The organism is Brucella haematophila, assembly GCF_005938105.1.
Classification (GTDB): Bacteria; Pseudomonadota; Alphaproteobacteria; order Rhizobiales; family Rhizobiaceae; genus Brucella; species Brucella haematophila.
The window spans coordinates 1-16,676 of sequence record NZ_VCPE01000001.1 but is presented as its reverse complement, the minus strand read 5'-3'; the positions used below and the strand labels follow the sequence as shown (position 1 = coordinate 16,676).

Genomic DNA, 16,676 nt, shown 5'->3' with positions numbered 1-16,676 from the left:
GGGCAAGATAATCTTAGGCAGTGCGCGCAATCTCGGCGCGCGGCACCTTGCGACCGCTCGCGCGCAGAACGCCGTGGGCGCCGTCGAGGTGACCCGGCTTCAGTTCGAGCGCCAGAAAACGCCGCTTTTCATAAGGGCCGGGCATGGCCAGTTCGCCGGTCTTTTCTGCCGTGAAGCCGAAACGCTCGTAATATTCCGGATCGCCGACCAGCAGGATCGCGCCATGACCAAGCATGGCTGCCTCAGCAATCGCATGACGCATCAGGGCCGAACCGATACCGGTACCGGCAGCCGACGGATCGACCGCCAGGGGCCCAAGCAATAGCGCGGCAACCGGAAAGCCGAAGGCATCAATACCGGCCTGAACATTCCACAGGCGAACGGTGCCGGAGAGAACGCCGTCAGCGCTCTCGGCAGCAAAGGCCAGCCCTGCGGCGGGCAAACGACCGCGACGCAGCTTTTCCGAAGACTTTCTGCGACGGCCTTCGCCCATGGCGCGGTCGAGCAGCGCTTCACGCGCCAGCACATGCTCCACCGTCTCGCCTGCTATTGCAAAAGCAGGCGCAGCAACGGGGGCAAAGCCCTGCACGAAGCCAGCGGCGTCATTGTCCTGAAAATCGAGAATTGCATTCATCACATCTATCCCCGCAAAGCGGCAGCAGCACACCCCGTCCAGTGCCTTGCAGCACCGGACAGATTGAGAGGATCATTCAGGTCTCTGACGGTATGATCTTATCCGAAAACCGGTTCCCACTTTTCGGGATCATACCGAACCTGAAAGATCAGATGACGTAGGATCGGAGCGGTTCGAAGCCGTTGAACGCCACCGCCGAATAGGTGGTGGTGTAGGCGCCCGTGCCTTCGATGAGGATTTCGTCACCGATGGTCAGCGAGACCGGCAGCGGATACGGCGTCTTTTCGTAAAGAACATCCGCACTGTCGCAGGTCGGGCCAGCCAGCACGCAAGGCTCGGTTTCGCTACCGTCATGCGGGGTCACGATCTGATAGCGGATCGCCTCGTCCATGGTTTCGGCGAGACCGCCGAACTTGCCAATGTCGAGATAGACCCAGCGCACATTGTCGTTGTCCGCCTTGCGGGAGACCAGAACCACTTCGGTCTTGATCACGCCTGCATTGCCGACCATGCCGCGGCCCGGTTCAATGATGGTTTCCGGGATACGGTTGCCGAAATGCTTGGACAGCGCGTCGAAGATCGCCATGCCGTAGGCCTGAGCGGTCGGCACGTCCTTGAGGTAACGGGTCGGGAAACCGCCGCCCATATTGACCATGCGCAGCACGATGCCTTCATCGGCAAGGGTGCGGAACACCGATGCCGCATCGCCAAGCGCGCGGTCCCAGGCGGAAAGGTCCGTCTGCTGCGAGCCGACATGGAACGATACGCCATAAGAGTCGAGGCCGAACACCTTGGCATGGCGCAGCACGTCGACGGCCATTGCAGGCACGCAGCCGAACTTGCGCGACAGCGGCCATTCGGCGCCTTCACCGTCGGTCAGAACGCGGCAGAAGACGCGGCTGCCAGGAGCGGCGCGCGCGACCTTCTCGACTTCTTCCACGGAGTCGACTGCATAAAGACGGATGCCCAGCTCGAAAGCGCGCGCAATATCGCGCTCCTTCTTGATGGTGTTGCCGTAGGAAATACGGCTCGGCGTTGCACCGGCTTCCAGCGCCATTTCGATTTCGGCAACCGAGGCCGTATCGAAGCAGGAACCGAGCGAAGCGAGCAGGCGCAGGATTTCCGGCGCAGGATTGGCCTTCACCGCATAGAAAATGCGGGAATAGGGCAATGCCTTTTCAAAGCTGTGATAGTTCTCGCGAACGACATCGGTATCGACGACGAGGCAGGGACCGTCCGGACGACGGGTATTGAGGAAATCAATGATGCGCTGTGTAGCCATGGTCGTTCTCCTGCGGCGACCCTAACCGGGCCGTTTTTGGTGCACAATCGCGAAAAGTTGCTGCCTTTTCTGCAAACTGCACATAAAAACAAATACTTAGAGGACCACCCCTGTCTTGAGGGAATGGAATTTCTCTAAGAGACAAAGGTGCATGAGACCCTCGCCGCGAAGTCAGCCTTTGGAGGCGCTGATATCACACGAAAGAACATGCGGCGATGGAACAACGCTAAACCCGCGTTACTCCGCTTTGTCTGCCTTGGATTGGAATTGGAGAACCGCATCCGCACTACCGGCAATGAAGGTGTGCCTCTTCAGTAATTTCGGCTTTTGGACAGCCGAAAGACACTAGAAAGGCCCGCACCGTCGTTGCTTCAAGATGTCCTCGATCTGGCGGTTGGCCAACAGATCGACTGGAGCGGTTAGGTCCAGGTACCGTACCGAATTCCTCACCATTCGAGGATCGGCGGACACCCACAGGCACGTGCGACTTTGGGCAAGGGCGATATAAGCGCAAAGCCGTGACCATTCAATGACAAATGTTTGTCGAAACGAATTTATTTTTCCGCTGTTTCAGCGGTTCTGCCTGCTTGCCATTGTTCAGCAATAGTGAAACATTCCACCGGAAATTTTCACTTTCTATTCAGCATAATGGCAGATTTCTGCCTCAAGCGGTGAACAATGACCACCTTCGATCCCTTCAATGCGATCATCGCGAAGCCCGAAAATCCCCTTCCCCACGCGGAAAATGGCCCGCTTGTCGGTGAGCGGCTGGCGGTCAAGGACATTTATGATCTGACCGGAATGGTCACCGGATGCGGCAATCCGCAGATTCTGGCCGAATCAGTACCCGCTGAAAAATCCGCGCCCGTGGTTGAAAAGCTTCTGGCGGCTGGCGCCGAAGTCATCGGCAAGGCACAGACGGACGAACTTGCCTTTTCGCTGATGGGGCAAAACTCGCATTACCCTCACCCGATCAATCCAGCCGCGCCGGATCGCGTGACCGGCGGATCGTCATCCGGTTCGGCGGCAGCGGTCGCCGCCGGGATCGCGGATATTGCGCTCGGCTCCGATACGGGCGGCTCCATCCGCGCACCTGCTAGCTTCTGCGGCCTTGTCGGCCTGCGCACCACCCATGGCCGCATTCCGCTTGAAGGCATCATGCCGCTAGCGCCGTCGCTTGATACAATCGGCTGGTTTGCACGCGACATCGCGCTTTATGAAAAGGTGGGCGCGGTCCTGCTGGGTGAAGACAGCCAGTCGTTTCAGCTGACCCAATTGCTTTATATGCCGGTTCTTGAGCAACTGCTGCTCGGACAGGACGAGACCGACGCCTATCGCGCCATGTTCGGGGCGATCCGCCCGCATTTCTCCGGCCTGAAGGCGGCAAGCCAGCCGACCTTGTCGATCGACGAGCTTTATCTCGCCTTCCGGCAGATACAGGGGGCCGAAGCATGGGCGACCCACGGCGCATGGATATCGTCCGGCGAGCGTCAGCTCGGACCGGGCGTTGCCGACCGCTTCGTTTTCGGATCGCAGATCACGCCTGACACACTGGCGCAACAGCGGACACGGCGGGCGCGTTTCACGCAGGAGCTTGAGGCGATCATCGGCGATCATGCCGTGCTCGCACTCCCCACCGTTCCGGGCGCTGCACCGCTGGCCAACCTGCCATTTGAAGATTTGCAGGCCTATCGGGAACAGGCCTTGCGTCTGCTCTGTCTTTCGGTGCTCTCAGGCCTGCCACAGATCACATTACCGCTGGGTCACGTTGACGGCGCGCCCTTCGGCATTTCTCTCATCGGACCACGTGCCAGCGATCGGGCGCTGATCGCGCTTGGCAAAACCATTCTTGAAACGCGGGGCTAGAACAGATGGACACGCTGACACGTATGCGCGCCTTTATCGACGTGGTCGAGGCGGAAGGATTTTCCGCCGCAGCGCGAAAAATCGGGCGCTCCAAGGCCCTTCTGTCCAAATATGTGCGCGAACTGGAGGACGAGCTGGGCGCGCGCCTTCTCAACCGCACCACGCGCCAGTTCTCGCTGACCGAGGCGGGCCACACCTATTATCACCGCGCTGTGGAAATCATCCGCGAGATTGATGCCCTTCAGGATGCTGTCAGCGAAACCAGCTCCGATGCGCGCGGGCGCATAAAACTGTCTGCCCCACGCACCTTTGCCGATGCGGTGATTGGCCAGTCGCTGATCGATTTCTGCCTTGCCCATCCTGAGATCGTGCTCGACGTGCGGCTGGACGACCGTTTCGTCGATCTGGTCGAAGAAGGCTTTGACCTCGCCATCCGCATCACGCGCTTGCAGGATTCTTCGCTTATTGCAAAGAGGCTTTCGCCCTTCCATTCCATTCTGTGCGGCGCACCGGAACTCATCGGCCGCGTCGGCAAACCAGAACGACCGGAAGACCTGACCGACAGGCCCTGCATCATTGATACCAATGCCCGCTCGCGCAACAATTGGCACTTCCGCAACACGGACGGCTCGATGATGACTGTGCCGGTCAATGGCCCCATCGAGGTCAACAGCCCGGTTGCCACCAAGAATGCAGCGCTGGCAGGCCTCGGCTTCTGCATGCTGCCCGCCTTCATCGCCGAAGAGGAAATCGAGCGCGGCAGGCTGGTCGCCTGTCTGGACGAGTTCATCGTCAAGGATGGCGGCATATATGCGGTCTATCCGCATCGCCGCTATCTGCCGGCGAAAATCCGTGCGCTTGTGGATTTCCTGACCCAGTGGTTCAAGGACCGCGAGCAGAACACATCCACGAAGCCCCAGACTTCATAAAACTATCGTCGTTTTTGGGCTAAGCGTCCCACTTTCGCCGTCTTCGGCTTTGAGCATTAGGCAATACTTACGGAAGATTTCATGCAGGTTTCGTCATCACGGTTCAAAGGCCGGTTCGCCCGGACCACCGCAGCTGCAGTTATGGCGGCTGGCCTTGTGCCGACGGCGGCACTTGCCCACCCGCATGTCTTTGCCGAAGCGCGTCTGGAACTCACCATAGCGCCGGACGGAACGGTTCAACAGCTCGCCCATGTCTGGCGCTTCGATGATGTCTTTTCGTCAACCGTGCTGATGGAATTCGACAAGAATGGCGATCTCAAACTCGACCATAAAGAGCTGATCGATCTCGGCCATGTCATCAATGAATCCATTGCGGAGTTCAAATATTTCCAGAGCGTTCTGGAGGACGGCAAGGATGTCGCAATGGCAAGGCCCAATGATCTTGCCGCCGATTTTACCGACAATCGCCTGTTGATCGTCTTCACGAGCAAGCCTGCCAAGCCGCTCAAGGTGCAACCCGGCCACAAGGTCAGTTTCGGCATCTATGACCCGACATTTTATACCGCCATCGATTATGTGAGCGACAAGGATCTGGTCGTCAAGGGAATGCCCAAGGGCTGTCAATCGACCGTGGTGCGACCCGATCCTGATCAGGCTCTCGCGCAAAATCAGGCGACGCTGACCGAGGCCTTCTTCAACGATCCGGCAGGCACCAATATGTCGAAGATTTTTGCCACACGTCTTGAAATCGAGTGCGCAGCGAAAGGATAGACGAGCAGATGAAGAGAACGGCGACGCTCATACTCACCTCTTGCCTGATGATCATGGCTGCGCAGGCGCTTGCACAATCATCTCTCGGCATCGGTGCGAATGAAGTGGCCATGACGCCAACCGGACCGTTTGCGCATATCATCCTCTGGATGAACGAGCAGCAGCGCTCGTTCTATCTCGCCATGACCACCGCGCTGAAAGCCATGCGCGAAGACCCGTGGCAGGCTTCCATTCTGATCGGTCTTTCCTTCATCTACGGCATCTTCCACGCAGCTGGCCCGGGTCACGGTAAAGCGGTGATCTCCTCCTATATGATCGCCAACGAAACGGCGCTGCGGCGTGGCATTTTCCTGTCCTTCATCTCATCGCTGCTACAGGCCATTATGGCGATTGTCGTGGTCGGTCTTGCATGGCTGGTGCTGCGCGGCACCGGCATTTCGATGAACCAGACTGCCCGCTATATGGAGATCGCCAGCTTTGCGCTGGTGCTGTTCTTCGGCTTGTGGCTCCTGGCTCGCAAGCTGCCGCTTCTGTTCCGCAAGTCCAAAGATGCCGCCCCGGAATCTAGCCCCGCTGCAGCCCTTTTTGCGGGCGCACCACAACCGGCCATGGCAAGCGGCCCGGCCTGGCAAGGCAGCATCTCGCAGACGACACGCGCTGCGGCTGGCGGCAGCGCGGTCAAACTCAACTACAAGCCCGCTGCTACGGCAGCAGTCGCAACAGACCATGTCTTTATTGGTGAAAGCGATGTCTGCGCTGCCTGCGGCAATGCCCATATCGCCGATCCATCGACGCTTGGCGACGATTTCAACTGGACGACCGCCTGGTCGGCCATTTTCTCGGTCGGCCTTCGTCCATGTTCCGGCGCGCTGATCGTGCTGACCTTTGCGCTGCTCAACGGCTTGATGATGGGCGGGCTGCTTTCGGTCTTCGCCATGGCCTTCGGGACATTTATTACCGTGGCGGTGCTTGCTACACTGGCCGTCACCGCCAAGAATGCCGCGCTGCGCTTTGCAGGCAGCAATGCCATGTCAGGCCGGTTGAAGGCAGCAATTGAAGTCTGCGCCGCGCTCTTTATCGCACTCACCGGCGCGCTTTTGCTCAGCGCATCGCTGGTTGGATAAAAGCACTGCTTCGCCATCACAGGCGAAAGAGTGGGAACCGGCTCCAAAACAAAATTCGATAAAAGTGCTTTTTCGTTTTAACCACGAAAAACGGCGCCGCGTGATTTAGAAATCGATACCATATGACGGAGTTCTATAAAATAATTTTCTAATATTATGCTGTGATCGACGCATCGAGATACCCATCAAATGAACCGTTTCGATAGCTAGTAATTTCAAGAGGATATTTCTCAACATTAATTCATTTCAACGTGTGTGCCTCGTTTTTCCATAATCCGAAAGCCAATCAACACAGAAAGGAATTTTGGTTATGAAAATGAACGGGCAGCGCATTTTCTCTGCAGTCATCGCTCTGGGAATGCTCGGCGCAACATCAGGTGTGTCCTTCGCACAAACGACGGCAAGTGAGGCGGCGGCAACCGAAGCAACAGCGCCAGCTGGCACCTACAAGCTTGATCCGACACATGCGGCCCTGCTGTGGTCTTTGAAGCATAACCAGATTTCCAACTATACGGCCCGCTTCGACAAGTTCGAAGCAACCTTGAAGCTCGACCCGGCCAAGATCGAAAATTCCTCGATCGAAGTGACCATCGATCCCACCTCCGTCGCCACCGCCTATCCGGCGGACTACAAGGCCACGCATGCCGATTCCGGTTTTGCAACATGGGACGAAGATGTCAGCCGCTCGCCGAACTTCCTGAACAGTGACGCTCATCCGACAATCACATTCAAGTCGACCAAGGTCACGTCGACTGGCGACACGACGGCTGACATTGTCGGCGACCTGACATTTCTGGGCGTGACCAAGCCCGTGACGCTGAAGGCGACGCTCATCGGCGCAATCGACAGCCATCCCTATGCTGGCGTTCCTGCACTCGGCTTAGCCGCAGAAGGAACCTTCAACCGCACCGAATTCGGTCAGGCGCTCGGCCCCGTGGGTCCGGACGTCACCATCCGTTTCGACGGTGAGTTCATTCAGGAAGCAAGCTAAGCCCGCGCCTGATTGATTAAATCGAATGCCCCACCGGTCGCGTCTCCTCCCAAGCCGTGCCGGTGGGTTCCGCCATTTCAATCACGAAATCCTTGTCCGAAACCGCATTGGCGGCATTCGGCCTCGATCCCGTCAGGATGACAATGAACACTCATCCCCAAGCTCCCAACCTATCATCGCCCTCAACATCCAATAGCAGCAGACAGGCCACGGCCAAACGCTACAGCACCGTGGCTATCCTGCTGCATTGGGCCATAGCCATTCTCGTCATCTCCATGATCCCGATGGGCTGGTGGATGGTGAGGGCTATCAACAATCCCGACACGCAGCAGATAGCCTATCAGTTGTTCCAGCTTCACAAGTCCATCGGCTTTGCCATTTTGGCCCTGACGCTGTTCCGCGTGATCTGGCGTCTGACCCATCCGGTTCCGGCACTGCCCTCCGACATGAAGGGCTGGGAGCGCATGCTGGCGCGCGCGACCCACATTGCCTTTTATGCCCTGCTGCTGGCCATTCCGCTGACCGGCTGGGCCTATGTCTCAACCGGCTGGGCTATCAGTACGGATCGACCGTTGATGGTAGCGACGTCGTGGTTCGGCCTGTTCGACGTTCCGGCTATTCCGGCCATGGACGGTATGCGCGATGTTGCCTTTGGTGCCATGGGTGCCCATGCCTATATGGCCTATGGGGGTGCCGCTCTCATTGTCCTGCATGTTGCCGCCGCGCTGAAGCACCAGCTGATCGACCGCGACGGCGTGCTGGCCCAGATGCTGCCCTTCCTGCGCAGCAAGGACCATGGCGACGCGGTGCTCCCGGGCAGAGCCATGCTGCCGCGTGGTCTCGGAATCGCATTCGTCGTCATGATCGGGCTTGCCGGTTATGCCATGCATCTGCCGACCACCGAAGCGCCTGCGCAGCTTACCGTCGCGGAAGCGGAACCCGTCAACGTAGCGCCGCAAGCGCCTGCATCTCCCGCACCGGCCGCCACAACAAGCGCCGAAGCCAATGCCACGGCCTGGGCCATTGATCCGGCTGCGTCTGCCATCCGCTTTACCGGCACACATGCAGGCAAGCACTTTGCCGGTCAGTTCAGCCAGTGGAGCGGCGATATTCGCTTCGATCCGGACAATCTCGCCGGTTCGAAAGCCGTCATCACAGTCAATACCGGCTCGGCGACAACCGGCGACGCCACGCAGGAAAGTTCGCTCAAGAACGGCGAATGGTTCAATGCCCGTCGTTTCCCCGATGCGCATTTCGAGACCAAGAGCTTCCGATCCCTTGGCGGCGAACATTATGAAGCGGACGCTATCCTGACGATCAAGAACAAGGCCGTGCCGGTCGTCCTGCCTTTCACCTACAAGCCCGAAGGCGACATTGCAGCAGTGGAAGGCAGCATCGAGCTTGATCGGGCAGCGCTTAATCTCGGCATGTTCTCCGACCCGGCGGCGGATTGGGTGTCCAAGACCATTGCCGTCACGATCAATGTCACGGCAGCAAGGAGCTGATGCCCAAAGCAAAAATCCCGGCACATGTGCCGGGATTTATCTGCCTGTCTGTTCAAGCTGTCTATGCTGGCTGGAACTGTTCTGGAGCCGCAGCCGCAAAGGCTGGTAGCGCCGCACATGCCTTTGCCACTGCCGCAATACGCGGAAGATGCTGCCATTCGACGCCCCAGCGGCTGGCATTGTAAAGCTGTGGAACAAGCACGCAATCGGCCATGCCGGGCGTGTCACTATGGCAGAAGCGACCTTCAAAACCCGGATGGTCCAGCAGCTTTTCAAACGCTTCCAGACCACGGCGGATATTGTCACTGTTCCATGCCGCGCGGGCTTCCTTGCCCGCCAACGCTTCTACCTGTGCCAAAACCCGCAAGTTGGAAACCGGATGGATTTCGCAGGCAATGGCTTCAGCCAATGCACGGACATGCGCCCTTCCCGCTGCATCGCGCGGCAGCAAGGCCGGATCAGGCCGCGTTTCGTCCAGATATTCGATAATCGCCAGCGACTGGACCAGCACCAGCCCGTCGATTTTCAGAACGGGCACAAGCCCCTGCGGATGCAGCGCCAGATGCTCGGGCGACAACTGCGCACCTGCCGTCAGGTCCACCGGCACACGCTCATAGGCAATCCCCTTCAAGGCCAGCGCAAGACGCACGCGATAGGCCGAGGAGGAGCGCCAGTAATCATATAAAGTCACCGTCATGGCTGCGCCGGAAGAATTTGGCCGATACAGGGTCCAAAACCGATGCGGTAGCCATCGCCTCTGGCTTCCGCAAACAGGCCAACCTCGTCGCCATCCTCGATGAATGTGCGGCTTTCGCCATTCACCGTAACGGGGTTCTTGCCGTTCTGCGTCATTTCCAGAAGAGCGCCGGTCTGATCGAGGCTTGGCCCGGAAATCGTGCCGGAACCAAGCAGATCGCCAACCCGCATCGGACAACCGGTTTCGGTATGATGTGCGAGCTGCTGCGCGCTCGAATAATACATGACATTGTAGTTCGTCTCAGCCATCTGCTGGCCGTTCATGGTCCAGCCGATAGCAAGATCGTAGAAGCCGGGCCGGTCTTCATGCAGATAAGGCAAAAGCGGATTGACACGCTCTGCGCCTGCACTGCGGAACGGTTCCAGTGCGGCCTGCGTCACGACCCATGCGCCGATTGTCGTCCCCAGAGCCTTCGACTGGAAAGGCCCCAGCGGCTGGTACTCCCAAGCCTGAACATCGCGTGCCGACCAGTCATTGAGCAGCACATAGCCGAAGATCATATCCTCCGCCTGCTCGACGCTGATGCGTTCGCCCATCGCACTGTCGATGCCGACAATGGCTCCAAGCTCCAGCTCCAGATCAAGCCTCTTGCAGCGGTCCCACACCGGCCCCTGTTCACCTCTGGTTTGGCCCATCGGACGACGGATCGGCGTGCCGCTCACCACAACGGAAGAGGCGCGTCCATTATAGCCGATCGGCATATGGGTCCATTGCGGAGGCAGCGCATTTTCCGGCCCGCGAAACAACACCCCCACATTGAAGGCATGGTTTTTGGAAGCGTAAAAATCAGTAAACTCCGTTACGCGGATCGGCAGATGCATCCGGGCATCAGCCATCGGCACGAGCGGCAGGCTCGTATCGCCGCCGTCGCGCAACAGCTCCATCAGTGTTGCCCGCACTTCGTCCCATTTGGCGCGGCCCAATGCCATGAAACCATTGAGCTGCGGTTGAGCAAAAGTACCGCCGGCATCAATGACGCCAGCCGCTTCGCATTTACCGAGATCGAGTATCATATCGCCAATCGCGACGCCGCAACGCGGCGCGTTTCCGCCTACCGAAAACACACCATAGGGCAGATTGTTCAGGGGAAAGGGGCAATCCGCGTGATTGGCGCTCTCTACCCAGGACCGGATCAAAGCCAATGTCCGTCTCCTCGTTTCAGATCAAATTCTAGGAGTGCCCGCGCATAAAGCCCATGACACCCGGTTGATTGACATCACTTCACGCCGGGCGTGCCGTCGAACTTCTTTTCGAGGTGGTCCCACACTTCGATATATTCCTGCTGCATCGGAGCCTCGCGCGCGGCGAATTCCGTCAGATGCTGCGGGAAGCGCGTCTCGAACATGAAGCTCATCGTATTGTCGAGTTTTTCGGGACGCAGTTCCGCATTTGAAGCGCCTTCAAATGCATCGCGGTCTGGACCGTGCGGTAACATGCAATTGTGCAGGCTGATGCCACCTGGCGCAAAACCCTGCGGCTTGGCATCGTAGACGCCATAAATATTGCCCATCAGCTCGGACATAATGTTCTTGTGATACCACGGCGGACGGAAGGAATGTTCCGCCACCAGCCAGCGTTCGCGGAACAGCACGAAGTCGATATTGGCCGTTCCTTCCTGACCCGACGGCGCCGTCAGCACCGTGAAGATCGACGGATCGGGATGGTCGAACAGAATGGCGCCAACCGGTGAATAGGTGCGCAGGTCATATTTATAGGCGCAGTAATTGCCGTGCCACGCCACGATATCGAGCGGTGAATGGTCAATCCAGCTCTCATGAAACTGGCCGCACCATTTGATGACAACACGCGAGCGCGCCTGTTTGTCTTCATAGGCCGCAACGGGGGATTTGAAATCGCGCGGATTGGCAAGGCAGTTCGCGCCAATAGGACCACGGCCCGGCATATCGAATTTCTGACCATAATTCTCGCAGACGAAGCCGCGACACGGTCCCTCAAGCACCTCGACGCGATAAACGAGACCGCGCGGAATAATGGCAATTTCCTTCGGCTCAAGATCGATGATGCCAAGCTCCGTGCAAAAGCGCAGCCGTCCTTCCTGCGGCACGACCAGCAATTCGCTATCGGCGGAGTAAAAATACTCGTCCTGCATCGAACGGGTGATCAGATAGACATGGCTTGCCATGCCGATCTGGATATTCACATCGCCCGCCGTGGTCATGGTGCGCATGCCGGTGATCCACGTCAGATCCTCATCCGGCCCCGGCAGCGGGATCGGGTCCCAGCGATACTGGCCGAGACTGGTAATATTGCGCCGCTGCGGATCGCCGACCGGCAGATTGGGCGCGGTCTTCCAGTACGGCACATCGATCAGCTGAAATCGGCCGGTATGATGGACCGACGGGCGCATGCGATAACACCAGGTCCGCTCGTTCTGACCGCGCGGCGCAGTGAAAGCGGTGCCGGACAGTTGCTCGGCATAAAGCCCGTAATTGCATTTCTGTGGTGAATTCTGACCTTGCGGCAATGCACCCGGCAGCGCCTCGGTTTCAAAGTCGTTGCCGAAACCGGGCATGTAGCCCTCAACCGTTCCAGTCGTTACCGATGCGCGGACCATGCCCTGCGGGATCGCGTGAGTGGTCATGATTAATCCTCCCGGCAAATTCGTTGCACTGACAACGATAATAACGTTGCGAATGCAACGAAGTCAATGCTTCTTGCGTGGAGCGTGTTTTTCCGTTGTATTTGCAATGAAACTCTGCTCCTTTCCTGAAAAAAGGAGACGTGCATGGCATTCGAACTCGACAGTTTCCTGCCCTATCGACTGAGTGTGGTGGCCGCGCGGATCAGCGAGCGATTTGCAAAACGCTATGCCGCTGAAGCGGGACTAACCATCCCCGAATGGCGCGTATTGGCGCATCTCTATCGAAGTGGCGAAGTCAGCATCCGGGACATCAATACCCGCGTCAATCTGGACAAGTCGATTGTCAGCCGGGCAGCAACGCGCCTTGAAAGTGCTGGACTGCTGCATAAATCGGACAACAATGTTGACCGTCGATTGATTGTACTCGCGCTCACACCCCAAGGGGAAGAGCTGATGCATCGCCTTGGCAAAATCGCTGACGAGTTTCAGGCGGAAATACTCAAAGAGCTTGGCCCGGACACCAAACATTTTCTCGACGGGCTGACGCGCCTTTCCAATGCGCACCCTTCACGATAATCGCCAGCCTTACTCGGATTCAGTCACCTGCTTGACGGCTTCGTGCAGCGCGGCGATACCGGTTTCCAGAGCTTGTCGGTCCTGCTCGGACATTGCGCCCAATATGGCGTTGGCTTTTGCATCGACTTCGCCAAAGACCTTTTGAAACAGGGCTTGCCCCGCATCCGTGACCGCATAATGCCGCAAACGCCGGTCTTCTTCGGATATGGTCCGGATAATCAGGCCTTTCTCTTCCAGACGGCTGGCCGCCCGGCTGACCTGCACCTTGTCGAGAGAGGTGCGCTGGGCAAGCCGCACGGAATCGATGGAACCTGCTTCCGCAAGCAGAAACAACAGACGCCATTCTTCTCGCATCAGCCCATATTCGTGGCCATAAACAGCAACCAGCTGCCGGGAGAACGCTTCCGCGACAATCGCGAGCCGATAGGGAAAGAACGTCTCCATGCCCATTGCATGCCCCTCACAAAGTCTTTGCATTTCAATCATTTTCCCGGAATGAACGGACAATTTCAAAGGCTTTTTCAAGAGCAATATCTGGTCGGAGCGAAACGCGGACCGATAAGACCGCGCTCCAGTGAATAGTACCCGTGCACCGCTGCTATCCTGTCCATTCGAACAACCTTTTGAACTGATCCTCACCCCTCATGCATATTGTAATCCCCATAGGCTGATCGCTACAAGTTCATTGCATATGTAACGTTGCTATTGCAATGAACTTGACATCGTTGCAAATGATACGATTATAAGGAGCCGGTAGTGAGGAACCGGCATTTCAAATGCTGTGCAGCGGAGGAGCACCCATGAGCACATCAGCACCGGCGGGCACAATGGATGCCGCGCAGACGCAAAAATCATCGATACGGCTTCTTTTCGCGGCCAGCACGGGCACGATTATCGAGTGGTATGACTTTGCGGTTTTCGCATTTTGCGCCGCACTTGTTTTCAACACTGCGTTTTTCCCTGTCGTCGATCCGATCACCGGCCTGATCGCGGCCCTATCCACGCAGGCTGTGGGCTTTATTGCCCGTCCTGCTGGCGGCTGGTTCTTCGGTGTTTTGGGTGACAGGATCGGGCGCAAGCGCGCACTCGTTATCAGTCTTTTCCTGATGGGCGGCGCGACTGTCGCCATGGGGCTGCTCCCCACCTATCAGCAGATTGGCGTGTTCGCTCCCCTTCTGCTTCTCCTGATGCGCCTGCTGCAAGGTTTTGCCATCGGTGGCGAATCCACCGGCGCCTTGGTGCTGATTGCCGAAAGCCTTCCCGCCAAGCAGCGCGGTCTCTGGACCGGCTTCCCCATGATCGGAGGACCGGCAGGCAATGTGATCGCCACCGCCGTTATCGGTGCGGTCATCGGGCATTTCGGATCGGACGCTTTTGTGGAATGGGCCTGGCGCATTCCCTTCATCGCCTCCATTCTGCTGATCGGTCTCGGTCTTTGGGTCCGGCGCAAGGTCGAGGAATCGCCTGCCTTCATCCATCTTCAGGAACAGAAGACTGAAGCAGTCAAAGCCCCGTTGCGCGAAGCGATTACGACCCAGGGCACAAACATGCTGCGTGTCCTGTTCGTGAAGGCTGGCGAAAGCGCGCTCTTCTACCTCTTCTCCACATTCTTCGTCGTACTGGCGACGGTGTTCCTGAAAGTCCCGCGTGAAGCTGCCCTCGGCGCCCTGTTCATTGGCTCCATTGCCGAGGTCGCGGTCATACTCGCGGCCGGTGCCACAGCAGACCGTATCGGACGCAAGGCGGTTACGCTGGTGGGTCTCGTGGGTGGTATCGGCGCAGGGTTCTGGCTCTTCAGCCTGCCCCCGGGCGCAGACACCGCGACGCTCACCTGGGCAACAGTGCTGACGCTCTCCTTCCACGGCATTATCGTGGGCGGCATGTCGGCCTATTTCACCGAACTCTTCCCGGCGCGCGTTCGCTACACGGCCATGTCGACATCCTATTCCGTCGCCACGGTGTTGGGTGGAGCGCTTGCCCCGATCATTGGCACGTGGCTACTCGAGATTTTCGGTACGCCCTTCGCCGTTGCGATCTACGCGACGTTGATGGCTATACCCGCGATCTATGTGATGATCACCACGCCGGAAACCAAAGGCCGAGATTTGGTAAACTAAGTCCGTGCCTGTCTTTAACGAAAGCCGCATCTGTGATGCGGCTTTTTGTTTTTGCCGCTTTCTTGCAACCAGGACTGTTTTGACCATCTCGCATCCCGCTTATACAGAAACGCAAACAATCGCCCCATTGTTCAAGATTAGTGCACAATAAGCCCGAACAGACTGTTCGCCATTAATGAACAGATTAAAGCCTGCAACATGTTCGTGAACGATCATGGAATGATCTAATATATGTTTTTATTTTCTTTTTTCGTGTCGTTGACAACGTTTTCATCAACAAGCTAGCACGAAGCTGTGATCCTCTCCACGTTTTCGTGACTGGAACTTTTTGCCACTGTCACCCATTTTATTGGTATCGGAACGACGAAATCATACGCCGCTCCACTTTAAACCCATAGCATTCCCACCAACAGGAATGCGCCAATGGAGATGGAAAAATGAAAAAGCTCGCTCTTGCCGCCCTTGCTGTCGCTCTTAGCGCCGGTGCTGCTTATGCCGAAAATCCTTACGTCGGCATGCCAGATTCTCAGATTGCTCAGGAAAAGGCATTCCAGCAGCCAAACTCCGGCCCGATCTTTAGCACGAAAGGCAATGTCGATTACACGGCGACCGCGACCATTCGCCAGTCGACCCCGGTTTATCAGGATGGCTCAGCCCATCGCTTCGGCGACGCTTCGCCTTCCAGCTTTGAAAACTAACAGCCCAACGGCCTAGCAATCTCCCCGGAGGATGGCTGCGATGTCTCCCCGGACAGATGCCCGAACCAGAGGCTTCGTGCCATCCGAAGGGAGCGGTCGATCACAAGATCCATCGTGTCAACGGTCACAAATAGAAAAAGGCGAAGCACCAGCTTCGCCTTTCTGCTCTCTGTCAGCGCTGCGCGCCATCAGTCCCAACCAGCAATTCGTTCATCGACGTCTTTGAGCTTATCTTTTCATCAGCCATGACATGGTGGTTGTTGAGCATATGAGCCACTGTGTTGCGGTTATGTATGCAGGTCGTTTGTTGAGATCGGCACGCGCGCGTAGGTCTTTCAGAACCCGCAGCATACTCATATGCGTCATCTGACGTCGGCTGTACCTGTTGCAGATCCAGACTGCGACCGTTCGAACATGCGGCACTTGGCGACGGACATTCTGTGTGGCACGAGGCTGGGGCCTGGATCTCCGCCCAACCTAGCGCCCTCCCCTCCGTTCTTTCACTCTACGCCTAGAACGCCGAAAGCCCCGCATTTTTGTGCGGGGTTTTTTGTTGTATTCAGATGGTTTTGGTTGCGGGGGCAGGATTTGTCCCGTTCGTCGTGGAATTGGTTGACTGGATCAATTCCTTATCCTCCTCACCCTTCAGGTTATGAGCCGTGGGGAGCAGTGACGGTCTGGCGTGGATAAGCGAAGCTTTTCTGCCAGTCAGATATGGTGGAGATTGGGAAGTTTTGGTTGCGGGGGCAGGATTTGAACCTGCGGCCTTCAGGTTATGAGCCTGACGAGCTACCGGGCTGCTCCACCCCGCGATAAACTTTGTG

General features: G+C 57.5%; 16 protein-coding genes and 1 tRNA gene. 9 read left to right on the top strand and 8 right to left on the bottom strand.

Going from position 1 to position 16,676, the window contains the following annotated elements; genetic code table 11:
* Positions 1-13: 13 nt before the first annotated feature.
* Positions 14-634 carry a GNAT family N-acetyltransferase gene (locus FGI60_RS00080; protein ID WP_138783402.1) on the bottom strand — a complete coding sequence of 207 codons (621 nt, stop codon included), beginning with the start codon at positions 632-634 and terminating at the stop codon, positions 14-16.
* Positions 635-782: 148 nt separating this feature from the next.
* Positions 783-1,916, bottom strand: a complete 1,134-nt coding sequence (gene odc2 / locus FGI60_RS00075) for an ornithine/lysine decarboxylase (protein WP_078339051.1) — start codon at positions 1,914-1,916, stop codon at positions 783-785.
* Between the two features lie 678 nt (positions 1,917-2,594).
* Here odc2 and FGI60_RS00070 point away from each other — a divergent pair.
* From FGI60_RS00070 to FGI60_RS00050, 5 genes are all read left to right on the top strand, one after another.
* Positions 2,595-3,782 (top strand): amidase, encoded by a 1,188-nt coding sequence (locus FGI60_RS00070; protein WP_138783401.1) that lies wholly within the window; start codon positions 2,595-2,597, stop codon positions 3,780-3,782.
* Between the two features lie 5 nt (positions 3,783-3,787).
* Positions 3,788-4,711 (top strand): LysR family transcriptional regulator, encoded by a 924-nt coding sequence (locus tag FGI60_RS00065; RefSeq protein ID WP_138783400.1) that lies wholly within the window; start codon positions 3,788-3,790, stop codon positions 4,709-4,711.
* A gap of 141 nt (positions 4,712-4,852) precedes the next feature.
* A complete protein-coding gene (locus FGI60_RS00060; RefSeq protein ID WP_374843501.1) occupies positions 4,853-5,482 on the top strand; it encodes a DUF1007 family protein in 630 nt (209 codons plus the stop codon).
* Between the two features lie 8 nt (positions 5,483-5,490).
* A complete protein-coding gene (locus tag FGI60_RS00055) occupies positions 5,491-6,606 on the top strand; it encodes a nickel/cobalt transporter (protein ID WP_138783398.1) in 1,116 nt (371 codons plus the stop codon).
* 310 nt (positions 6,607-6,916) lie between these two features.
* Positions 6,917-7,597 carry a YceI family protein gene (locus tag FGI60_RS00050; protein WP_138783397.1) on the top strand — a complete coding sequence of 227 codons (681 nt, stop codon included), beginning with the start codon at positions 6,917-6,919 and terminating at the stop codon, positions 7,595-7,597.
* Positions 7,598-7,613: 16 nt separating this feature from the next.
* Here the strand turns inward: FGI60_RS00050 and FGI60_RS26635 are convergent, their stop codons facing one another.
* Positions 7,614-7,748, bottom strand: a complete 135-nt coding sequence (locus FGI60_RS26635) for a hypothetical protein (RefSeq protein ID WP_268898776.1) — start codon at positions 7,746-7,748, stop codon at positions 7,614-7,616.
* Here FGI60_RS26635 and FGI60_RS00045 point away from each other — a divergent pair.
* Entirely contained in the window at positions 7,741-9,102 is a 1,362-nt protein-coding gene (locus FGI60_RS00045; RefSeq protein ID WP_138783396.1) for a cytochrome b/b6 domain-containing protein, read from the top strand. The two genes, FGI60_RS26635 and FGI60_RS00045, sit on opposite strands and share 8 nt — an antisense overlap.
* Before the next feature lie 61 nt (positions 9,103-9,163).
* Here the strand turns inward: FGI60_RS00045 and maiA are convergent, their stop codons facing one another.
* From maiA to hmgA, 3 genes are all read right to left on the bottom strand, one after another.
* Complete coding sequence (gene maiA, locus FGI60_RS00040; protein ID WP_138783395.1) at positions 9,164-9,799, bottom strand: maleylacetoacetate isomerase; 636 nt, start codon at positions 9,797-9,799, stop codon at positions 9,164-9,166.
* On the bottom strand, positions 9,796-11,001 hold the full coding sequence (gene fahA / locus FGI60_RS00035) for a fumarylacetoacetase (protein ID WP_171058654.1): 1,206 nt from the start codon (positions 10,999-11,001) through the stop codon (positions 9,796-9,798). Before fahA ends, maiA begins: the two co-directional genes overlap by 4 nt.
* 74 nt (positions 11,002-11,075) lie before the next feature.
* Positions 11,076-12,461, bottom strand: a complete 1,386-nt coding sequence (hmgA, locus tag FGI60_RS00030; protein WP_138783394.1) for a homogentisate 1,2-dioxygenase — start codon at positions 12,459-12,461, stop codon at positions 11,076-11,078.
* Between the two features lie 144 nt (positions 12,462-12,605).
* Here hmgA and FGI60_RS00025 point away from each other — a divergent pair, with 144 nt between their 5' ends.
* Entirely contained in the window at positions 12,606-13,037 is a 432-nt protein-coding gene (locus FGI60_RS00025; RefSeq protein ID WP_138783393.1) for a MarR family winged helix-turn-helix transcriptional regulator, read from the top strand.
* A 9-nt stretch (positions 13,038-13,046) separates the two neighbouring features.
* On the opposite strand, the gene FGI60_RS00020 is transcribed toward FGI60_RS00025, so the two are convergent.
* Positions 13,047-13,487, bottom strand: coding sequence for a MarR family winged helix-turn-helix transcriptional regulator (locus tag FGI60_RS00020; protein WP_138783392.1), 441 nt, complete (start codon positions 13,485-13,487; stop codon positions 13,047-13,049).
* 350 nt (positions 13,488-13,837) lie between these two features.
* Between FGI60_RS00020 and FGI60_RS00015 the strand changes: the two genes are divergently transcribed.
* Both FGI60_RS00015 and FGI60_RS00010 read left to right on the top strand, forming a co-directional pair.
* A complete protein-coding gene (locus FGI60_RS00015) occupies positions 13,838-15,154 on the top strand; it encodes an MFS transporter (RefSeq protein ID WP_235889699.1) in 1,317 nt (438 codons plus the stop codon).
* 437 nt (positions 15,155-15,591) lie between these two features.
* A complete protein-coding gene (locus FGI60_RS00010; protein WP_138783391.1) occupies positions 15,592-15,852 on the top strand; it encodes a hypothetical protein in 261 nt (86 codons plus the stop codon).
* 735 nt (positions 15,853-16,587) lie between these two features.
* On the opposite strand, the gene FGI60_RS00005 is transcribed toward FGI60_RS00010, so the two are convergent.
* Positions 16,588-16,664: transfer RNA gene (locus FGI60_RS00005), tRNA-Met, on the bottom strand.
* Positions 16,665-16,676 lie beyond the last annotated feature (12 nt).